This is a genomic window from Hydrogenophaga sp. L310 (genome assembly GCF_055703065.1).
Map to the genome: position 1 here is coordinate 67,411 of NZ_JBVPZA010000013.1, position 17,309 is coordinate 84,719.

Annotated in this window: 14 protein-coding genes; 4 read left to right on the forward strand and 10 right to left on the reverse strand. The window is 66.0% G+C overall.

Features of this window, described 5'->3' with window-relative positions; all coding sequences use genetic code 11:
- Nucleotides 1-58 precede the first annotated feature (58 nt).
- Together AC0GNO_RS19100 and AC0GNO_RS19105 are read right to left on the reverse strand one after the other, a co-directional pair.
- On the reverse strand, nt 59-1,177 hold the full coding sequence (locus tag AC0GNO_RS19100) for a mechanosensitive ion channel family protein (protein WP_472905107.1): 1,119 nt from the start codon (nt 1,175-1,177) through the stop codon (nt 59-61).
- A gap of 9 nt (nt 1,178-1,186) precedes the next feature.
- The gene (locus AC0GNO_RS19105) at nt 1,187-2,674 is read right to left on the reverse strand and encodes an AMP nucleosidase (RefSeq protein WP_472905108.1); all 1,488 of its coding nucleotides are present in this window, start codon (nt 2,672-2,674) and stop codon (nt 1,187-1,189) included.
- A 51-nt stretch (nt 2,675-2,725) separates the two neighbouring features.
- On the opposite strand from AC0GNO_RS19105, the gene AC0GNO_RS19110 reads away from it, so the two are divergent.
- Nucleotides 2,726-4,009 (forward strand): MgtC/SapB family protein, encoded by a 1,284-nt coding sequence (locus AC0GNO_RS19110; protein ID WP_472905109.1) that lies wholly within the window; start codon nt 2,726-2,728, stop codon nt 4,007-4,009.
- A 38-nt stretch (nt 4,010-4,047) separates the two neighbouring features.
- Here the strand turns inward: AC0GNO_RS19110 and gorA are convergent, their stop codons facing one another.
- The 5 genes from gorA to AC0GNO_RS19135 all read right to left on the reverse strand — a co-directional run bounded on the left by gorA (nt 4,048) and on the right by AC0GNO_RS19135 (nt 10,785).
- Nucleotides 4,048-5,451: a glutathione-disulfide reductase gene (gorA, locus tag AC0GNO_RS19115; protein WP_472905110.1), complete on the reverse strand. Its 1,404-nt coding sequence runs from the start codon at nt 5,449-5,451 to the stop codon at nt 4,048-4,050.
- Between the two features lie 112 nt (nt 5,452-5,563).
- Entirely contained in the window at nt 5,564-6,103 is a 540-nt protein-coding gene (locus AC0GNO_RS19120; RefSeq protein WP_472886885.1) for a hemerythrin domain-containing protein, read from the reverse strand.
- A 217-nt stretch (nt 6,104-6,320) separates the two neighbouring features.
- On the reverse strand, nt 6,321-7,172 hold the full coding sequence (locus tag AC0GNO_RS19125) for a 3-hydroxybutyryl-CoA dehydrogenase (protein ID WP_472886886.1): 852 nt from the start codon (nt 7,170-7,172) through the stop codon (nt 6,321-6,323).
- An 88-nt stretch (nt 7,173-7,260) separates the two neighbouring features.
- Nucleotides 7,261-8,346, reverse strand: a complete 1,086-nt coding sequence (locus AC0GNO_RS19130; protein ID WP_472905136.1) for an IS630 family transposase — start codon at nt 8,344-8,346, stop codon at nt 7,261-7,263.
- A 78-nt stretch (nt 8,347-8,424) separates the two neighbouring features.
- On the reverse strand, nt 8,425-10,785 hold the full coding sequence (locus AC0GNO_RS19135; RefSeq protein ID WP_472905111.1) for a PAS domain-containing protein: 2,361 nt from the start codon (nt 10,783-10,785) through the stop codon (nt 8,425-8,427).
- A gap of 127 nt (nt 10,786-10,912) precedes the next feature.
- On the opposite strand from AC0GNO_RS19135, the gene AC0GNO_RS19140 reads away from it, so the two are divergent.
- The 3 genes from AC0GNO_RS19140 to AC0GNO_RS19150 are packed head-to-tail and all read left to right on the forward strand — an operon-like array spanning nt 10,913 to nt 14,451.
- Nucleotides 10,913-11,557 carry a histidine phosphatase family protein gene (locus tag AC0GNO_RS19140; protein WP_472905112.1) on the forward strand — a complete coding sequence of 215 codons (645 nt, stop codon included), beginning with the start codon at nt 10,913-10,915 and terminating at the stop codon, nt 11,555-11,557.
- Nucleotides 11,541-12,698 (forward strand): DSD1 family PLP-dependent enzyme, encoded by a 1,158-nt coding sequence (locus tag AC0GNO_RS19145; protein WP_472905113.1) that lies wholly within the window; start codon nt 11,541-11,543, stop codon nt 12,696-12,698. The genes AC0GNO_RS19140 and AC0GNO_RS19145 overlap by 17 nt, the downstream gene beginning before the upstream one ends.
- Nucleotides 12,699-12,717: 19 nt before the next feature.
- Nucleotides 12,718-14,451, forward strand: coding sequence for a lysoplasmalogenase family protein (locus tag AC0GNO_RS19150; RefSeq protein ID WP_472905114.1), 1,734 nt, complete (start codon nt 12,718-12,720; stop codon nt 14,449-14,451).
- Here the strand turns inward: AC0GNO_RS19150 and ruvB are convergent.
- The 3 genes from ruvB to AC0GNO_RS19165 are packed head-to-tail and all read right to left on the reverse strand — an operon-like array spanning nt 14,441 to nt 17,298.
- Complete coding sequence (ruvB, locus tag AC0GNO_RS19155; RefSeq protein WP_472905115.1) at nt 14,441-15,493, reverse strand: Holliday junction branch migration DNA helicase RuvB; 1,053 nt, start codon at nt 15,491-15,493, stop codon at nt 14,441-14,443. The genes AC0GNO_RS19150 and ruvB overlap by 11 nt on opposite strands.
- Nucleotides 15,494-15,538: 45 nt before the next feature.
- A complete protein-coding gene (locus AC0GNO_RS19160) occupies nt 15,539-16,138 on the reverse strand; it encodes a hypothetical protein (RefSeq protein WP_472886984.1) in 600 nt (199 codons plus the stop codon).
- Nucleotides 16,135-17,298, reverse strand: a complete 1,164-nt coding sequence (locus tag AC0GNO_RS19165; protein ID WP_472886983.1) for an AAA family ATPase — start codon at nt 17,296-17,298, stop codon at nt 16,135-16,137. The genes AC0GNO_RS19160 and AC0GNO_RS19165 overlap by 4 nt, the downstream gene beginning before the upstream one ends.
- Between the last annotated feature and the right edge of the window lie 11 nt (nt 17,299-17,309).

Here is a 17,309-nt window from a genome sequence, read left to right on the forward strand (position 1 = left end):
AGCGGTGTATTGATGTGTGCGTTCCCCGGCGTCAACGGGTCGGGCCGGCGCGGGATGGTCAGGCCGCGCCGGGTTCCGGTGCGTCGGTTGGCGCCGGATCGGGCCTTGTCGCCACATGCAGCGTCTGGGTGGGGAAGGCGATGGCGGCACCATGGCGCGCCACGATGCGGCCGATGTCAAGCAGCAGCTCCTGCTTGAGCACCTGGAAGTCCACCCAGGCGCGGGTGAGCGTGAAGGCGTAGACCATGATGTCGAGCGAACTGGCGCCAAAGCGGGTGAAGTTCACGATCAGTGTCTGGCTGTTGTCGATGCCGGGGTGGTTCTGCAGCAGGGCCTTGATGTCGGCGACCACGGCTTCCACCTGGGCGAAGTCGTCGTAGCGCAGGCCCAGGGTTTCTTTCAGGCGCCGGTGGCTCATGCGCGAGGGGTTTTCGACCACGATGCTGGTGAACACCGAGTTGGGCACGTAGATCGGATTTTTGTTGAAGGCGCGGATGCGGGTGTGGCGCCAGCTGATGTATTCCACCGTGCCTTCGATGCTCTTGTCGGGCGATCGGATCCAGTCGCCGACGCTGAACGGGCGGTCGAGGTAGATGGTGAGGCCGCCAAAGAAGTTGGCCAGCAGGTCCTTCGCGGCCAGGCCGACCGCGATGCCGCCGACACCACCGAGCGCGAGCAGGCCCCCGATCTGGAAGCCCAGGGTGTGTGCCACGGTGATGGCGGTGACCACGACCACCAGCAGGCGCAGCAGCTTGTTCAGGGCGAGCGCGGTGGTGAGGTCGAAGGCCTCGCCGCTTTCGGTGCGGCGCCGGATGCTGGTCTGGGTCACGAGCCCGATGAGTTTCCACAGGAACCAGGTCACGCTGACCACGAGGCCGACGTCGCGCCATTGCAGTGCGCCTGTCAGCAGGGCGGGCTCGGGCCAATGCGCATTCAGCGCACGCGCCACCCAGCCCAGCCCGATCAGCCAGATCAGCAACTGCGCGGGCTTGCGTGCCGCGCTCAGCACGGCCTCGTCCCAGGGGTTGGCCGAGCGCAGGGCCCAGCGATGGGCCTGCAGGAACGCCGTGCGCACGGCCTGCCCGACCAGCAGGGTGAGCAGGACGATCGCCAGCACGGATGCCAGCCAGAGTTCAGCGCCCGTGAATTGTTGAAGACTGTCGGTGAGTCGGTTCATGGGCGCGGGTCACTGGAACGCGACTTCGGCAAAGCTGCGCAGCTTGCGGCTGTGCAACTGGTCCGGTCCGCCTGCGCGCAGGCGGTCGATGGCGCGGATGCCGATGCGCAGGTGCTGGTCCACGCGTTCGCGGTAGAAGTGGTTGGCCATGCCGGGCAGCTTGATCTCGCCGTGCAGCGGCTTGTCGCTCACGCAGAGCAGGGTGCCGTAGGGCACGCGGAAGCGGAAGCCGTTGGCGGCGATGGTGGCGCTTTCCATGTCGAGCGCCACCGCGCGCGATTGCGAAAAGCGGCGCTGGGGCTTGTTGTCGGGCAGCAGCTCCCAGTTGCGGTTGTCGGTGCTGGCCACGGTGCCTGTGCGCATGATGCGCTTGACCTCGGCCGGCGGCACGCCGGTGACGTCGGCCACGGCGGCTTCGAGCGCGAGCTGGATCTCGGCCAGCGCAGGGATCGGCACCCACAGCGGCAGTTCTTCGTCGAGCACGTGGTCTTCGCGCACGTAGGCGTGGGCCAGCACGTAGTCGCCCAGCTGCTGGGAGCTGCGCAGGCCGGCGCAGTGGCCGATCATGAGCCAGGCGTGCGGGCGCAGCACGGCGATGTGGTCGGTGATGGTCTTGGCGTTGGCCGGGCCGACGCCGATGTTGACCATGGTGATGCCGCTGCGGTCGGCGCGCATGAGGTGGTAGCCCGGCATCTGAGGCAGGCGCGGCGGGGCCGCACCCAGTTCGTCGCTGGCTTCGGCCGGCAGGCCGGCGCGGCGCATCACCACGTTGCCCGGCTCCACGAAGGCCATGTATTCGCTGGCGGGGTTGGCCATCTCGGCGTGGCCCAGGCGGATGAATTCGTCGATGTAGAACTGGTAGTTGGTGAACAGCACGAAGTTCTGGAACCACTCTGGCGCTGTGCCGGTGTAGTGGCGCAGGCGCTGCAGCGAATAGTCCACGCGCGGCGCGGTGAACAGCGACAGCGGGTGCGGCTCGCCCGGGCGCGGCTCGTGCGTGCCGTTGGCGATGCCGTCGTCCATGGCCGCCAGATCGGGCAGGTCGAACACGTCGCGCATGAGGGCGCGGCGCTCGGCGCTCAGGCTGCCTTCGACGTGGTCGTGTTCGGCGAACGAGAAGTGGATGGGGATGGGGTGCGTGCTGGTGCCCACCTCCAGTTCGCCGCCGTGGTTGATCAGCAGCAGGCTGAACTGGTCCAGCAGGTAGTCGGCGTAGAGGTCGGGTCGCGTGATCGTGGTCTCGAACCGGCCGGGACCGGCCACGAAGCCGTAACTCAGGCGGCCCGTTCCCTGGTGCGACACGCTGTGGGTGTGCAGGCGCACGAAGGGGTAGCAGGCGCGCACGCGGCTGCCTTTGGCGTCGGCACCGGCCACGAAGTCGCGCATGGCCGCGCGCAGGAAGTGAATGTTCTGCTGGTAGATGTGCTGGACCTGGGCCAGCGCAGCGGCCGGGTTGCGGTAGAAAACGGGGGCGGTAAAGTCGGGTGTCTTGTACATGCCGCTATTGTGGCGCCGCCCCGTGACACCTTGCCCCCACCCGGAAACCCCATGCTGGATGCCGCTGCCCCGGTGCTGCTGAACCCGTCGGTCGACATGGCCGGGGCCGCGGCGGTGCTGGCGGCCGCACTGGGCTGCGGCTTGCTGGTGGGCATCGAACGCGAGCGGCGCAAAGGTGCCGGTCCGGGGCGGGCGTTCGCCGGTTTGCGCACCTTTGCGCTGACCAGCGTGGTGGGCGCCGCCGCAGCGCTCACGCAGCTGACGGGACTGGTGGTGACCGGCGCGGTCCTGGTGGCGGCGCTGGCCCTGGTCGCCTACTGGCGCGACCGCTCCGAGGATCCGGGTGCCACCACCGAAATCGCCCTGTTGCTGACCTACCTGATCGGCGTGCTCTGCGCGCAGAGCTTGCCGCTGGCCGCCGCGCTCGCCGTGGGTCTGACCGGCGTGCTGGCCGGGCGGGAACGGCTGCACCGTTTTGCCCGCCAGTGGCTGACCGAGGGCGAGGTGCGCGACGGCATCGTGCTGGCGGCACTGGTGCTGATGGCGTTGCCGCTGGTGCCGAACCGGCCGCTCTGGGGCCCGGTGCTCAACCCCTACGTGATCGTGCAGTTGCTGGCCCTGCTGCTGGCGGTGCAGTCGCTGGCGCACCTGTGCCGCCGCCTGCTGCAGGCGCGCCACGCGGTGGCGTTCTCGGCGCTGGCCTCGGGCTTTGTGTCGAGCACCGCCACCATCGCCACGCTGGGGCTGGCCGTGCGCGAGGGCCGTTCGGAAGCGCGCTTGATGGCGGGCGGTGGCCTGTTGTCCTGCGTGTCCACCCAGCTGCAGGTGCTGCTGGTGGCCGCGGCCGTGCAACCGGCCTGGCTGCCGGTCCTGTGGCTCCCGGCGCTGGCCGCCGGTTTGCTGGCCCTGGCCTGGGGCTGGTGGATGGTGCGCGGAGCGCCGGAGGAAGCCGCCGTGACCACGACGGTGCCGGACGAAGACCGGATGTTCAGCCTCTGGGGTGCCGCGGGCGTGGCCGCTTTGCTCAGTGCCGTTCAGGTGATGGTGTACGCGCTGACGCTGTGGCTGGGGTCATCGGGTCTGCTGCTGGGCTCGGCCCTGGCGGCGCTGGCCGACCTGCACGCCTCGCTGGCGGCGGTCTTTGCGTCGGGCACACCCGCGGCGGGTGGGGCCGCGACCTGGGCGGTGATGCTGGCGATTCTGGTGCACGCCGGCAGCAAGAGTGTCACCGCCGGGCTCGTGGGGGGGTGGCGCTACCTGGCCTGGCTGGCGCCGGGCCTGTGGCTGCACATGGCGCTCAGCGTCGCGGGCATCTACTGGATGGCACGCGTCTAGAACGGACAGGCGACCTCGGAGAGATCGCATTCAGGTTCTCAGTTCCGGGTCGGCTCGCGCATCGTCACGAACTCCTCCGCCGCCGTGGGGTGGATGCCGATGGTGCTGTCAAAAACGGCCTTGGTGGCGCCGGCCTTCATGGCCACGGCAAAGCCCTGCACGATCTCGCCGGCTTCGGCGCCGACCATGTGCAGGCCCACCACGCGGTCGCTCGCGGTGTCAACGATGAGCTTCATGAGTGTGCGTTCGCTGCTGCCCGAAAGCGTGTGCTTGAGCGCCTTGAACTCGCTGCGGAAGACAGCGATCTGGCCGTACTTCTCGCGCGCCTGCGCTTCGCTGTAGCCCACGGTGCCGATGTTGGGGTGGGTGAAGACGGCGGTGGGGATGAACTCGTAACTCATCTCGCGCGTTGGCTTGCCCGCTGCAGCGCCGAAGAGCTGATCGACCACCACCATGGCCTCGCCCAGCGCCACCGGCGTGAGCTGCACGCGGTTGGTGACGTCGCCCACGGCGTAAATGCCGGGCACGTTGGTCTGGTAGGTTTCGCTCACGATCACCTCTCCCTGCGCGCCCTGGACCACGCCCACGGTGTCCAGGCCCAGACCCTGCACATTGGGCTTGCGCCCGGTGGCGTAGAGCACGGCGTCGGCCAGCACGACGCTGCCACCTTCCAGCTCCACACGCAGGCCTTCGTCGGTTTTCCGGATGTCCACCACGTCGGCGTTCAGCCGCAGGTCCACCCCGGACTTGATCATCTCGGCGGCGACGAAGTGGCGCACCTCGTCGTCAAAACCGCGCAGCACCTGTTCACCCCGGTACAACTGCGTGACCTTCGACCCCAGGCCATTGAAGATGGAGGCGAATTCACAGGCGATGTAGCCGCCCCCCACCACCAGCAGGCGTTTCGGAAACGGCTCCAGATCGAAGATCTCGTTGGACGTGATGACGTGTTCGCGACCCGCGAAGTGCGGCACATGCGGCGTGCCGCCGGTGGCGATGAGAACGTTTTTGGCGGTGAAATTCTGGTGGCCGGGGCTGCCGTCGGCGTTGAGCGTGGCCAGGCCCACGCTGTGGTCGCCTTGCAGACGGGCGAAACCGTCGAACACGGTCACGCCAGAACCGCGCAGCAGGTTGCCATAGACCCCGTTCAGGCGGCTGATCTCGGTGGCGCGGTTGGCTTTGAGCGTGCCCCAGTTGAGGATGGGCATGTCGCCCTCCCACCCGTAGCCTTGCGCTTCGTGGGCTGCGTCGGCGTAGTGCGCGGCGTAGCTGTAGAGCTTCTTGGGGATGCAGCCCACGTTGACGCAGGTGCCGCCCAGGCCGTCTTGCCCCAGGGTTTCGGCCAGCGCCACGCGCGCCCCGCGCTGGGCGGCCATGCGGGCGGCGCGCACGCCACCGCTGCCGCCGCCAATGACGAATAGATCGAAGTCGTAAGTGCTCATGCTCGTCCGTTCGGCCAACGGGGTCGTGGCCCATGCTGTGGAGCGGGGCAGTTTACGCGCAGCCCGTCCGGCGTGCAGTTTCGGGGACGTTCTGCCACGTCATGGGTGCGGCTCAGGTCCGCGAACGGACCTCATTGTGCTTGAGGGCGCGGCGCTTGGCCATTTCGCGACCCATGCCGGCGGTGTCGAGGGCGGCAAGCCGCTTTTTCGCTTCCGGGTAGGCGATGGACTCCTCAAGCAGGATGTGGTCCAGGTAGAGCGCTTCAAAAACATCCAGCGCGTGGCGCAGTTCCGCTGTGTCGAACCAGAGGTTGCCGCCGGTGGCGGCCTCCAGCGAGGGGGCGATCTGGATCCAGTTTTCTTCCAGCCAGCCGTGGTCCTGGATCAGGTGTTCGGTAGCCTGCACGATCTCGGCGTCCTGGCTGACCAGCAAGGCCGGGAAGATGTGTTTTTCTTCGTCCAGGTGGTGCTGGCGCGCTTCGCCATTGAAATAGTCGAGCACGCGGCGTGCCCGGGCCCGGTTGGCCTGGTTCAGGCCTTCGTTTTCGATGGCGTCCACCAGCGCATGCAGCAGCTTGATCTGGCTCTGGATTTCCTGATGGGTGTTGTCGAGGAACTCGAAAACGGCGATGGAGACGGGCGCGGCACACATGAGGAACTCCTGTTCACTGGGTTGGGTTCATTATGAAAATGCTGCGCTGCGGCAAGTTGATCTTGCTCAAACAAGAAGCCCGCTGAAGCGGGCTTCCGATGGACATCACACAGCCCAGATTGCATCCGGCGCGCGTGCCCGATCCAAGGATGTCGCGGAACCGGCTTGCCGGGCCGCCAGCATCGCCCCCTGGGGGTGACGCGAAACGGCGCGGGGGTCAATACGTGTACACGCCCCTGCCCGTTTTCCGGCCCAGCCAGCCGGCAGCGACCATTTCTTTCAGCAGCGGCGCCGGGCGGTACTTGCTGTCGTTGTATTCGGCCATGTAGACGTTCATCACGGCCAGGCACACATCCAGGCCGATCATGTCGGCCAGCGCCAGCGGGCCGATGGGCTGGTTGGTGCCCAGCTTCATGCCGGCGTCGATGTCTTCCGGCGTCGCCAGACCTTCGGCGAGCACGAAGAAAGCCTCGTTGATCATGGGCACCAGGATGCGGTTGACCACGAAGCCGGGCGCGTTTTTCACCGTGATCGGCGTCTTGCCCAGGGCTTCGGCCATGGCTTTCACGGCGTCGTGCGTGGCGTCGCTGGTCTGCAGGCCGCGGATGATCTCCACCAGCGCCATCATGGGCACGGGGTTGAAGAAATGCATGCCGATGAAGCGGTCGGGGCGCTGCGTGGCGGCGGCCAGCTTGGTGATGCTGATGGAGCTGGTGTTGGTGGCCACGATCACCTCGGGTGCCAGCAGGCCGTCGAGCTGCTGCAGGATCTTGACCTTGAGGCCTTCGTTTTCGGTGGCGGCTTCGATGACGAGTTGCGCGCCCTTGAGGTCGTCGTAGTTCGTGCTGCCCTGGATCAGGCCGAGCGCCTTGGCTTTGTCGTCGGCGCTGATCTTTTCCTTCTTGATCAGGCGGTCGAGGCTGCCCGCGATGGTGGCCAGGCCCTTGTCGATCGCGGTCTGCGCGATGTCGACCATCACCACGCGGATGCCGCTGGTGGCGCAGGCCTGGGCGATCCCGTTGCCCATGGTGCCCGAGCCGATGATGCCCACGGTTTGAATGCTGCTCATAGGGGAAATGCTCCTGAAAAAAGACAAAGAACCATTGTCGGGGACGTGCACCGGCCCCGACCTCGGCCGCGTCGCGCAGGCGTCGGGACTAGTGCAGTGTTCCATTCTGTTTGGAACTTAAGTGACGATTGGCGCGAATGACCTTCTGCAAGATATCGCGAGCGCTCTTGGTCCAGATGAACGGTTTGGGGTTGGTGTTGTGGTGAGCGACGTACTCATCGATGGCAGCGACGAGTTCGGGCACGCTGGTGAACACACCGCGGCGCAGACGGTTTTCGGAGATGTCGCGGAAGAAGCGCTCGACCATGTTCAGCCACGATGCCGAGGTCGGCGTGAAGTGCATGTTGAATCGCGGGTGCTTGGCCAGCCATTCCTGCACGGCCGGATGCTTGTGCGTGGCGTAGTTGTCGGCGATCAAATGCAGCGTCTTGCCTTTGGGCGTTTCACGATCGATTTGGCGCAGGAACTTCAGCCACTCGATGTGCGTGTGGCGTTGCTGGCATTGGCCGATGACCTGCCCGTCCAGCACGTTGAGAGCCGCGAACAAAGTGGTCGTGCCATGGCGCTTGTAGTCGTGCGTCATGGTGGCCGCGCGCCCCTTCTTCAGCGGCAGCCCAGGCTGTGTGCGGTCCAGCGCCTGCACCTGGCTCTTCTCGTCGCAGCACAGCACCAGCGCGTGCTCGGGCGGCGACATGTACAGCCCCACGATGTCTTCGAGCTTCTGCACGAACTGAGGGTCGCGCGAGACCTTGAAGCCGCGCACGATATGCGGCTTCAAACCGTGAGCATGCCAATGCCGCATGACTGTGCTGGCGCTGACGCCCAACTCAACAGCCATCGTGCGCGTGCTCCAGTGCGTGGCCGCCGCGGGCTGGCTTTGTGTGGTCAACTCCACCAGCCGCGCCGCATCCACCTTGACCGGGGGTGCTCCGCGTGGCAAATCGCGTTCGATGCCCGCCAGGCGCGATTGCGCATATCGCTCACGCCAACGCGAGACTTGCACGCGTCCCACGCCCACTTGCTCGGCGATGTCTTTGTTCTGCAAGGACTCAGCGGCCAGCAGCACAATGCGCGCGCGCTGCACCAGTCTCACGCTGGTGAGCTTGGAGCGAACCAGCCGGGTCAACTCGGCTCGTTCTTCGTCGGTCAACACAATCTCCGGGGCAACTCGCACTGGCTCTCTCCGTTTGCTCGTAGTAGAGCATTGGAAATGCACTCGCATCATAAGTTCCATCAAGAATCAAACACCACACTAGCGCGCTTCCAGCAGCTGGCGGATGGCTTCACCCAGCGCGTCCATGCTGTCCTGCTTGCCCAGGACGTCGCTCACGCCTGCCGCAGCCGCCTCGGCCAGCAGCTGGTCGTTGACATGGCCAGAGACGATGGCAACGCGTTGCCCCGGACGCAGGCGGCCGATCTCGCGCACCACCTCCACACCCGACAGGCCGGGCATGTTCTGGTCGGTCACCACCAGATCGATCGGGTCGTCGTGGGTTCGCAACCAGGCCAGCGCGGCTTCACCCGACTCGAACGTGGTGACACGAAAACCCTGCTTGCGCAGCAGCCGACCGACCAGGAACACCATCGCCTCGTAATCGTCGATGTAGACCACGTGCCGCCCGTCAGCCTCGGACACGTTCGGTCCGGGTGCTGGCACGGCCTCCGGTGCCGGCTGCAGCGCTTCGGCTTCCCCGGCCAGTGGCAGGTAGACGTCGAAGCGCGTGCCCTCACCGGGCTGGCTGTGCACCGCGATCGCGCCCCGGTGCGCCTTGACGATCCCGTGCACCACCGCCAGCCCCAGGCCCGTGCCGGCCCCCGGTGGCTTGGTGGTGAAAAAGGGTTCGAACAGGCGCCGCTGCGTTTCGGCGGTCATGCCGGGCCCGTTGTCGGTCACGCTCAGGCAGGCATAGGCGCCCGCGGGCAGATTCCCCAGCTGCAAGGCCTGGGCCGCATCGAGCCGCGCGGCTTCCAGGGCCACCGAGATCACGCCAGTGCGGCCTTCGAGCGCCTGCCAGGCGTTGGAGCACAGGTTGATCAGGACCTGCTGCACCTGTGTGGCATCGCTGTTGACCACCAGCGGCGCCTTGGACAGCAGGGTGTCCAGGCGCGCGCCGGCGGGCAACAGCGAACGCAGCAGACCCAGCGTTTCCTGCACCAGGGGCGTGAGCGGCTGCTGCCGCATGGCCTGCGTCTGGCGGCGGCTGAAGGTCAGGATCTGCTGCACCAGCTGGCGCGCCTGAATGGCCGCACGGCTGATTTCCTGCAGGCTTTCCTGGGCCAGGTGATCGGGGCCGACGTCTTCACGCGCCAGCGCCAGATTGCCCAGGATCGCAGCGAGCAGGTTGTTGAAGTCGTGCGCCACGCCACCGGCCAGCGTGCCGATGGCCTCCATCTTCTGCGACTCGCGCAGTTGCGCCTCCAGCACATGCTGCTGCGCCTCGGCCTGCTTGAGCTCGGTGATGTCGGTGTGCGTACCGACCATGCGCAGGGGTTGACCGGCGGCGTTGCGCGCGATCACCATGCCGCGCGACAGCACCCATTTCCACGATCCATCCTTGCAGCGCACGCGGTGTTCGTTGCGGTAGACCGGCGTGTGGCCGTCAAAGTGCGCCTGCCGGTCGGTCAGCATCTGCGCCACATCGTCAGGATGGGTCCTGCTGTCGAGTGCTTCGGCCAGGTTGGCCAGCTCGCCTTCGTCAAAGCCGAACATGGTCTGGATGCGGCAGGAGAAAAACTCCTCCCCGGTCGCGATGTTCCAGTCCCAGACGCCATCGCCTGTGCTGTCCATCGCCAGCTTCCAGAGCGCCTCGCTTTCGTGGAGGGCGGCTTCGGCCTGTTTGCGCCCGGTGATGTCGAGCAGAACCCCCACCCGCAGGAAACCCGACGCATCGCTCGACACGGTGCAGGAGCGGCGGTAGATCCACCGGATCTGGCCGTCGGGCATGACGATGCGGAATTCCCCGCCCAGGTCGACCGGCCCCTGCCTGATCTGCTCCATGTCCTGCTCCAGCACGGCCTGGTCGTCCGGATGGCGGTAGCGCGCGATGAGCATCGGGTCGCGCATCAGGTCTTCGGGATCGAAGCCATAGATGTCGCGCACGCCGGAACTCACAAAGCGGTACTCCCGGCGTCCGTCGGGTGCCACATGAACGACAAACACCATGCCCGGCACCTGCGCGGTGATCTGGCGCAGCTGTTCTTCGCTGCGGCGCAGGGCTTCCTGGTTCCGGACGCGCTCGGTGACATCTTCGACCGTGCCTTCGTAATAGAGCACAGCCCCTTGACCGTCCCGCACGATGTGCGCGTTTTCGCTGATCCAGATGCGCTCGCGGGTCTTGTGGCGCCAGATCTCGGACACAAAACCCCGCACGAAACCTTCGTGCTCCAGCCGCTGCTTGAATGCGTCGCGCCGCAGGGGGTCCACGTACCACTCGCGGCCGATGTCCTTGACCGCGGCCAGGTGTTCGGCCTCGGAGGCATAACCGTTGAGTTCCACCAGCGCCTGGTTGGAGCGGATCATCTGACCATCGGGCGAACTCCGGTAGGCCCCGATGGGCAGGAAGTTGAACAGGGTGGCAAATTCCCCGAGCGGCACGGCGGCGGGCAGTGACATGCAACGATTGTGTCCCAAAGCACCCGATGGCCCGCGCGCTCCGGAACGTATTCCGTGCGGTTTTGCAGACCGGAGGCAACCCGGTACAGTGCACGCTGTTGACCGCCCATACTGAAAAGGACCCCACTTGCACGTTACCCGCATCCTGGCCGTGCGCCACGGTGAAACCGCCTGGAACCACGACACCCGCATCCAGGGCCACACCGACATCGACCTCAACGAGCGCGGCCGCTGGCAGGCGGCGCAGCTCGCGCAGGCGCTGGCCGAGGAACCCATTGACGCGTTCTATGCCAGTGATCTGAGCCGCGCACTGGAAACCGCCCGGGCCGTCGCGCGCCGGCACGACCGGCCGGTGCACACGCACGCCGGCCTGCGCGAGCGCTGTTTCGGCCGCTTCGAGGGCCACACCTGGACCGAGCTCGAAGCCCGCTATCCCGAAGAATCCACCGCCTGGCGCAAGCGCGTGCCCGACTTTGCCCCCCCGGGCGGCGAGTCGCTGCTGCAGTTGCAGGACCGCGTGGTGGCCGCCGTGAACGAACTGGCCGCGCGCCACCCGGGTGAGCAGGTGCTGATGGCGGTGCACGGGGGCGTGCTCGACATCCTCTACCGCGCCGCCACCCGGCTGGAGCTGCAGGCGCCGCGCAGCTGGGAGCTGACCAACACCGCCATCAACCGCCTGCTCTGGACGCCGGAAGGCCTGAGCCTGGTGGGCTGGGCCGACACCGGCCACCTGCAGGCCGGTAACGGACCGCTGGATGAACAGACCGCTTGAGCAGGACCGGGATTGTGTCGGTCAGGGCGTGGCCGCCATCGACACACCGGCGCTGGTGATCGACCTGGACGCCATGGAGCGCAACCTGGCGCGCATGGCGGCCTTCGCGGCCGAACACGGCCTGCGCCTGCGGCCGCACGCCAAGATGCACAAGAGCGCCGAGCTGGCAAAGCTGCAGATGGCCCACGGCGCCGTCGGCGTTTGCGTGCAGAAGACCGGCGAAGCCTTGGCCCTGGCTCACGCAGGCGTGCACGACATCTTCATCAGCAACGAGGTGATCGCGCCCCACAAGCTGGCGCGGCTGGCCGAAGCGGTGCGCGAGCTGCCCACGCGCTTCGCCATCGCCGTGGACAGCCCCCTGGGCATTGAACGCCTGGCGCAGGCGCTCGACGCAGCCGGCGTGCACACCGTCGGCGCCATCGACGTGTTCATCGAGATCGACGTCGGCCAGGGCCGCTGCGGTGTGGTGCCGGGTGAGCCGGCCGTGGGGCTGGCACGGCAGATCGCAACCCACCCCGCCCTGCGTTTCGCCGGCCTGCAGGCCTACCACGGCCGTGCCCAGCACCAGCGCACGCCGGCCGAACGCCGCCGCTCCATCGAGAGCGCCACGCAGGCTGTGGCCGACACCCGCGATGCACTGGCAGCGGCGGGTTACAGCGTGCCGCAGGTCACGGGCGCGGGCACCGGCAGCTTCGTGCTGGAGGCCGCCAGCGGCGTCTGGGGCGAGCTGCAGGCCGGGTCCTATCTGTTCATGGACGCCGACTACGCGGCCAACCAGACCGACCCCGAGGCCCCGGCGTTTGAACACGCGCTGTTTGTCAAGAGCCAGGTCATGAGCCGCAGCGCGGACCACGCGGTCTGCGACGCCGGCCACAAAAGCCACGCCATCGACAGCGGCCTGCCAGCGGTGGCCTGGCCCAGCGGCCTGGTGTTCGCCAACGGCGGCGACGAACACGGCATCCTGCGTGCCGCCGTGCCCGGCACCGAGCTGCCCGAACTGGGCGAAACCGTCTGGCTGATCCCGGGCCATTGCGACCCCACGGTGAACCTGCACGACGGCTGTGTGGGCGTGCGCGGCGGCCTCGCGGCCGGGCGGGTGGAACGCCTGATCAGGGTTGACGCCAGAGGAAAACTGGGCTGAGTCGCGCCAGAATGGCCCGATGTCGCCCAGCCAGATCATCGTCCTCGCCACCCCGGTCTTTCTGGCCCTCATCGCCATCGAGTTCGTGGTCGGTCTGCGCCGGGGCCGCAACACCTACCGCTTCGACGACGCCCTGAGCAGCATCTCGCTGGGCATGCTGAGCCAGGCCAGCGTGGTGTTTGTGCCGCTGCTGAAAATCGGCATCTACACCGCGGCGTTCAACAGCCTGTCTCTCGTCCCGGACACGGGCTTCTGGACCACCTTGCCCGGCTGGCTGCTGGCGCTGCTGTTCTACGACTTCCTCTACTACTGGAACCACCGCCTCGGCCACACGGCGGGCGTGTTCTGGGCCGCGCACGTGGTGCACCACCAGAGCCAGGACTACAACCTCTCCACCGCGCTGCGCCAGCCCAGCAGCTACCCGCTGCTGGGCTGGGTGTTCTACCTGCCCATGGCCGTGGCTGGCGTGCCGCCGCTGGTGTTCGCGGTGGTGACGCTCATCGACCTGCTCTACCAGTTCTGGATCCACACCGAACACGTGGGGCGGCTCGGCCGCTTCGACCGCTGGTTCGCCTCGCCGTCCAACCACCGCGTGCACCACGCCGTGAATCACCGCTACGTGGACAGGAACTACGGCGGCATCCTGATGCTGTGGGACCACCTGTTCGGCAGCTTTGAGCCGGAAGACCCGCGCGAGCCCTGCGTCTACGGCACGCGCAGCCCGCTCAACAGCTGGGACCCGCTCTGGGCCAACGCCGAGGTCTACTGGGCGCTGGCCAAGGACAGCTGGCACACGAAGCGCTGGAGCGACAAGCTGCGCGTGTGGCTGAAGCCGCCGGGCTGGCGCCCGGCCGATGTGGCGGCGGCGTTCCCCAAGCCGGCTTTCGACATCACCGCGTTGCGGACCTATGCACCGCCCATCCCGCACGCGGTTCGGGTGTTCGCTGCGCTGCAGTTCGTGGCCTTGCTGGTCGGCGTGGCGGTCTTCCTCTGGCAGGCCGATACCGCGGCGCTGCCGCACAACATCGCGGGGTTCGCGGTGCTGCTGGCCGGCCTGTGGGCCGTGGGCGCGCTGTTGCAGGGCCGCATCGGCATGGGTGAGGTGCTGCTGATCGAATGCGCCGCGCTGGCCATGGCCAGCGCGGTCACCGGCTGGACAGCGGCGCACCTGGTGTTCAAGCCACTGACCATGCTGATCGCGCTGGGCGTGGTGCTGCTGGCCCGGCGCGCGTCCGCCACCGCCCTGCGGGGCGCCGTCTGGCTGCTCGCGGCCCTTGCCGCTTCGCTCGCGGGCGATGTGTTCCTCATGCTCGAAGGCCTGTTCATCCCCGGACTGGCGGCCTTCCTGCTCGCGCACCTGGCCTACATCGCGCTGTTCCGCCAGGACGTGCCCTGGCTGCCCAGCCGGCAGGCCGCTTGGGGCGTCGCCGCTGCCGGGCTGGGCATGTTCGCCGTGCTCTGGTTTGGCGGCCTGCCACCCGAGCTGCGCGCACCCGTGGCGGCCTATGTGCTGGCCATCGGCCTGATGACCGCGCAGGCCCTGGGACGCGCCAGCGTGCAACGCGACGGCCCGTCGGTGATGGTTGCGGTGGGCGCCGTCTGCTTCATGCTCAGCGACGCCCTGCTGGCGATCAACCGTTTCGTGAGCCCGCTGCCGATGTCGGCCTTCTGGGTGCTGGGCAGCTACTACGCCGCGCAGTGCCTGATGGTCATGGGCGTGCTGCGCAGCGGTGCCCCGCGGCTCACTCGCTGAACAGCGCGCTGTCGGTCTTCGGCGGTGCCACGCCCAGGTGGCGGTAGGCCGCCAGCGTGGCGATGCGCCCGCGCGGCGTGCGCTGCAGAAAGCCCTGCTGGATCAGGTAGGGCTCGATCACGTCTTCGATCGTGTCGCGCTCTTCGCCGATGCTGGCGGCGATGTTGTCCAGCCCGACCGGCCCGCCGTCGAAACGGTGGATCACGGCCTCCAGCAGCTTGCGGTCCATCAGGTCGAAACCCTGCGGGTCGACGTCGAGCATGGCCAGGGCGCGGTTGGCCATGTCCAGCGTGATGGTGCCGCTGCCCTTGACCTCGGCGTAGTCGCGCACGCGGCGCAGCAGCCGGTTGGCGATGCGCGGTGTGCCGCGCGAACGGCGCGCGATCTCGAAGCCGCCCTCGGGATCCATCGGCGCGTTCAGCAGGCCTGCGCTGCGCTTGACGATGCGTGCGAGTTCTTCAGCGGTGTAGAACTCCAGCCGCGCGACGATGCCGAAGCGGTCGCGCAACGGGTTGGTCAGCATGCCCGCGCGCGTGGTGGCGCCCACCAGGGTGAAGGGCTGCAGGTCGAGCTTGATGCTGCGCGCGGCCGGCCCTTCGCCGATCATGATGTCGATCTGGTAGTCCTCCAGCGCGGGGTAGAGGATTTCTTCGACGACCGGACTCAGCCGGTGGATCTCGTCGATGAACAGCACGTCGTTGGCTTCGAGGTTGGTCAGCAGCGCGGCCAGATCGCGTGGCTTTTCCAGCACCGGGCCGCTGGTCTGGCGCAGGTTGACGCCGAGCTCCTGCGCGATGATGTGGGAGAGCGTGGTCTTGCCCAGGCCCGGCGGGCCGAACAGCAGCACATGGTCCAGCGCCTCGTTGCGCTTTTTGGCCGCGCCGATGAAGATTTCCAGCTGCTCGCGCACCTTCTGCTGGCCCACGTATTCGTCCAGCAGCTTGGGCCGCAGCGCGCGCTCGATCGCCTCTTCCTTCGGCGAAGCCGGAGCGGCTGAGACCACGCGCGGTGTGGGAGCGAAATCGTCGGTCTGGATGGTCATCTCAAATTTTTCGGTTGTCGATGGTGAATGCAGAGCGATGGATGTTCATCGAAAAGAGTCGCCAAACTCTGTCAACCGACGAATGGCACGTTCCAAACTTGACGATCGCTCTGCCGCCCTCATGGCTCGCCAGTTCTCGCGGACCAATGCACTCAGGTGAATGTTGTACCCAGAACCGGTTCTATTGATGTCCGTCGCCGACACCATCTCATCACGTATTTGACGCACCTTGGACTTTCTCGCCAAACGCAGCACTTCTCGTTTGGGGTCTTCAAGTTGCTCAGGGTCGGGTTTTATCTGCGCCGTTGACACCTTGAAAAATTCGGACACCCCCTGCCGATCTGCGAGCACCCAGCTTTCAGCTTCGGGAACAGCCAATCTGAGAAAAAACCGTTCAGGCAAATGTCTGGGCGACCACTTCTTCAACCATTGAACAGGGCACGTTTGATCGGTGTCGGCAATGCACAGCACAGGTTGGAGCCGGGACTGCTCGACAAACCTGGGGAGCTCGGGGATCAGCTTTGTGACGCCCCTCTTATTGATTGGAGCCCTGGAAAGCGTCCACTCTGGCAAAAGCTGCGCCACAAGCTGCTGCCCAAGAGAACAACTCAGTTCGTCTTCGCCCACCACCAGCATCCGCTTCACGAGAACAAACCCATCTGTTCGATGTTGGCAGGACGCGTCTTTGGCAGCAGTACCTCTGCCGGATTCAATCCGTGCTCCATTTCCTGAAGCTCCTGGGCATCTGCAGTTCGCACCGTCGTCCCGTTCTCGCCTGGCTCTAGCAACAGTATGGATTGCGGATCTGAAACAGAAGAAATCAAGGTTTCGCTGTGGGTGGTACTGAGCACCTGTCTCAGCGGTCCACCTTTCTTTCGAAGCCTCAGCACTCTGTCAATCATCAGAGGGATGTGCTGAGTGATCGCATCGTTGAGAGAAAGCTCTGGCTCTTCCAAAAGCAAAAGGCCATCGCCCTCTTGAAGAGCCCACAAAAAACCAATCAGTCGAAGCGTTCCATCTGAAAATTGGTCCTCTCGCTGCCAAGAGCCATGTACTCGCCAATGCTTGAAGTTGGCCTTCAAATGGGGAACGCCCGTCACGGCATCCTGTTCAAAATGCAATTCTGAAAACTGGGGGACCGCCACCTCAAGAGCTTTTTGTATACGACTCAATCTGGATTTTTGAGTCTTTTCGTTGGTCTTGGCTATTCTGTGCAAAAGACCCTGTCCAAAGGGATCGTTTTCGATGATGCGCCCGCTGATCTCGTCGCTGTGCTTGAGCAGTTGGGGCACCAAATGCATGTATGTCGTTGCGGCCAGGAAGTCGGCCAACTCACGAAAACCTGCATTGCTGTTGATCTGCTCCAGGTAGGTCTGCGTGAGACGCACCTCATCTTGCTTGTCAAGCTTTTCAGGGCGGCTAAACAACTCTCTGCCATCACGAAAAACCGCCTCTTGCTGGATCACCACGCCTTGAGTCTTCTTTCCACCTGACTGAAATGCGAGGATGTAGCGCCACTTCGGTACGGGGTCCGCCGTCGAGCCGGACACCTCCACCTCGATGCGAACTTCAGAATCTTTCCGGGCATGCAAACTGCGCAACTTGCTCAAACCACCCCGGTCCTTCAAAGCCTTCTGCAGGCCGCCTCCTTCACTTTGAGCGATCGTTCTCAAAAACCGAAAAACATCCAGCAGGTTTGACTTGCCTGATGCATTGGCTCCGATAACGTACCCCCTCGACCCAAGCGCAACATCCACATCGCGAAAATTTCGCCAATTCTTCAGCCTTAGCCGGGTAATCAACATGTCGGGTTCCT

Bases quoted from the DNA above. Each gene is read 5' to 3' on its own strand.
- AC0GNO_RS19100 (WP_472905107.1), bottom strand. From the start codon at position 1,177: ATGAACCGACTCACCGACAGTCTTCAACAATTCACGGGCGCTGAACTC.
- AC0GNO_RS19105 (WP_472905108.1), bottom strand. From the start codon at position 2,674: ATGTACAAGACACCCGACTTTACCGCCCCCGTTTTCTACCGCAACCCG.
- AC0GNO_RS19110 (WP_472905109.1), top strand. From the start codon at position 2,726: ATGCTGGATGCCGCTGCCCCGGTGCTGCTGAACCCGTCGGTCGACATG.
- gorA (WP_472905110.1), bottom strand. From the start codon at position 5,451: ATGAGCACTTACGACTTCGATCTATTCGTCATTGGCGGCGGCAGCGGT.
- AC0GNO_RS19120 (WP_472886885.1), bottom strand. From the start codon at position 6,103: ATGTGTGCCGCGCCCGTCTCCATCGCCGTTTTCGAGTTCCTCGACAAC.
- AC0GNO_RS19125 (WP_472886886.1), bottom strand. From the start codon at position 7,172: ATGAGCAGCATTCAAACCGTGGGCATCATCGGCTCGGGCACCATGGGC.
- AC0GNO_RS19135 (WP_472905111.1), bottom strand. From the start codon at position 10,785: ATGTCACTGCCCGCCGCCGTGCCGCTCGGGGAATTTGCCACCCTGTTC.
- AC0GNO_RS19145 (WP_472905113.1), top strand. From the start codon at position 11,541: ATGAACAGACCGCTTGAGCAGGACCGGGATTGTGTCGGTCAGGGCGTG.
- AC0GNO_RS19150 (WP_472905114.1), top strand. From the start codon at position 12,718: ATGTCGCCCAGCCAGATCATCGTCCTCGCCACCCCGGTCTTTCTGGCC.
- ruvB (WP_472905115.1), bottom strand. From the start codon at position 15,493: ATGACCATCCAGACCGACGATTTCGCTCCCACACCGCGCGTGGTCTCA.
- AC0GNO_RS19165 (WP_472886983.1), bottom strand. From the start codon at position 17,298: ATGTTGATTACCCGGCTAAGGCTGAAGAATTGGCGAAATTTTCGCGAT.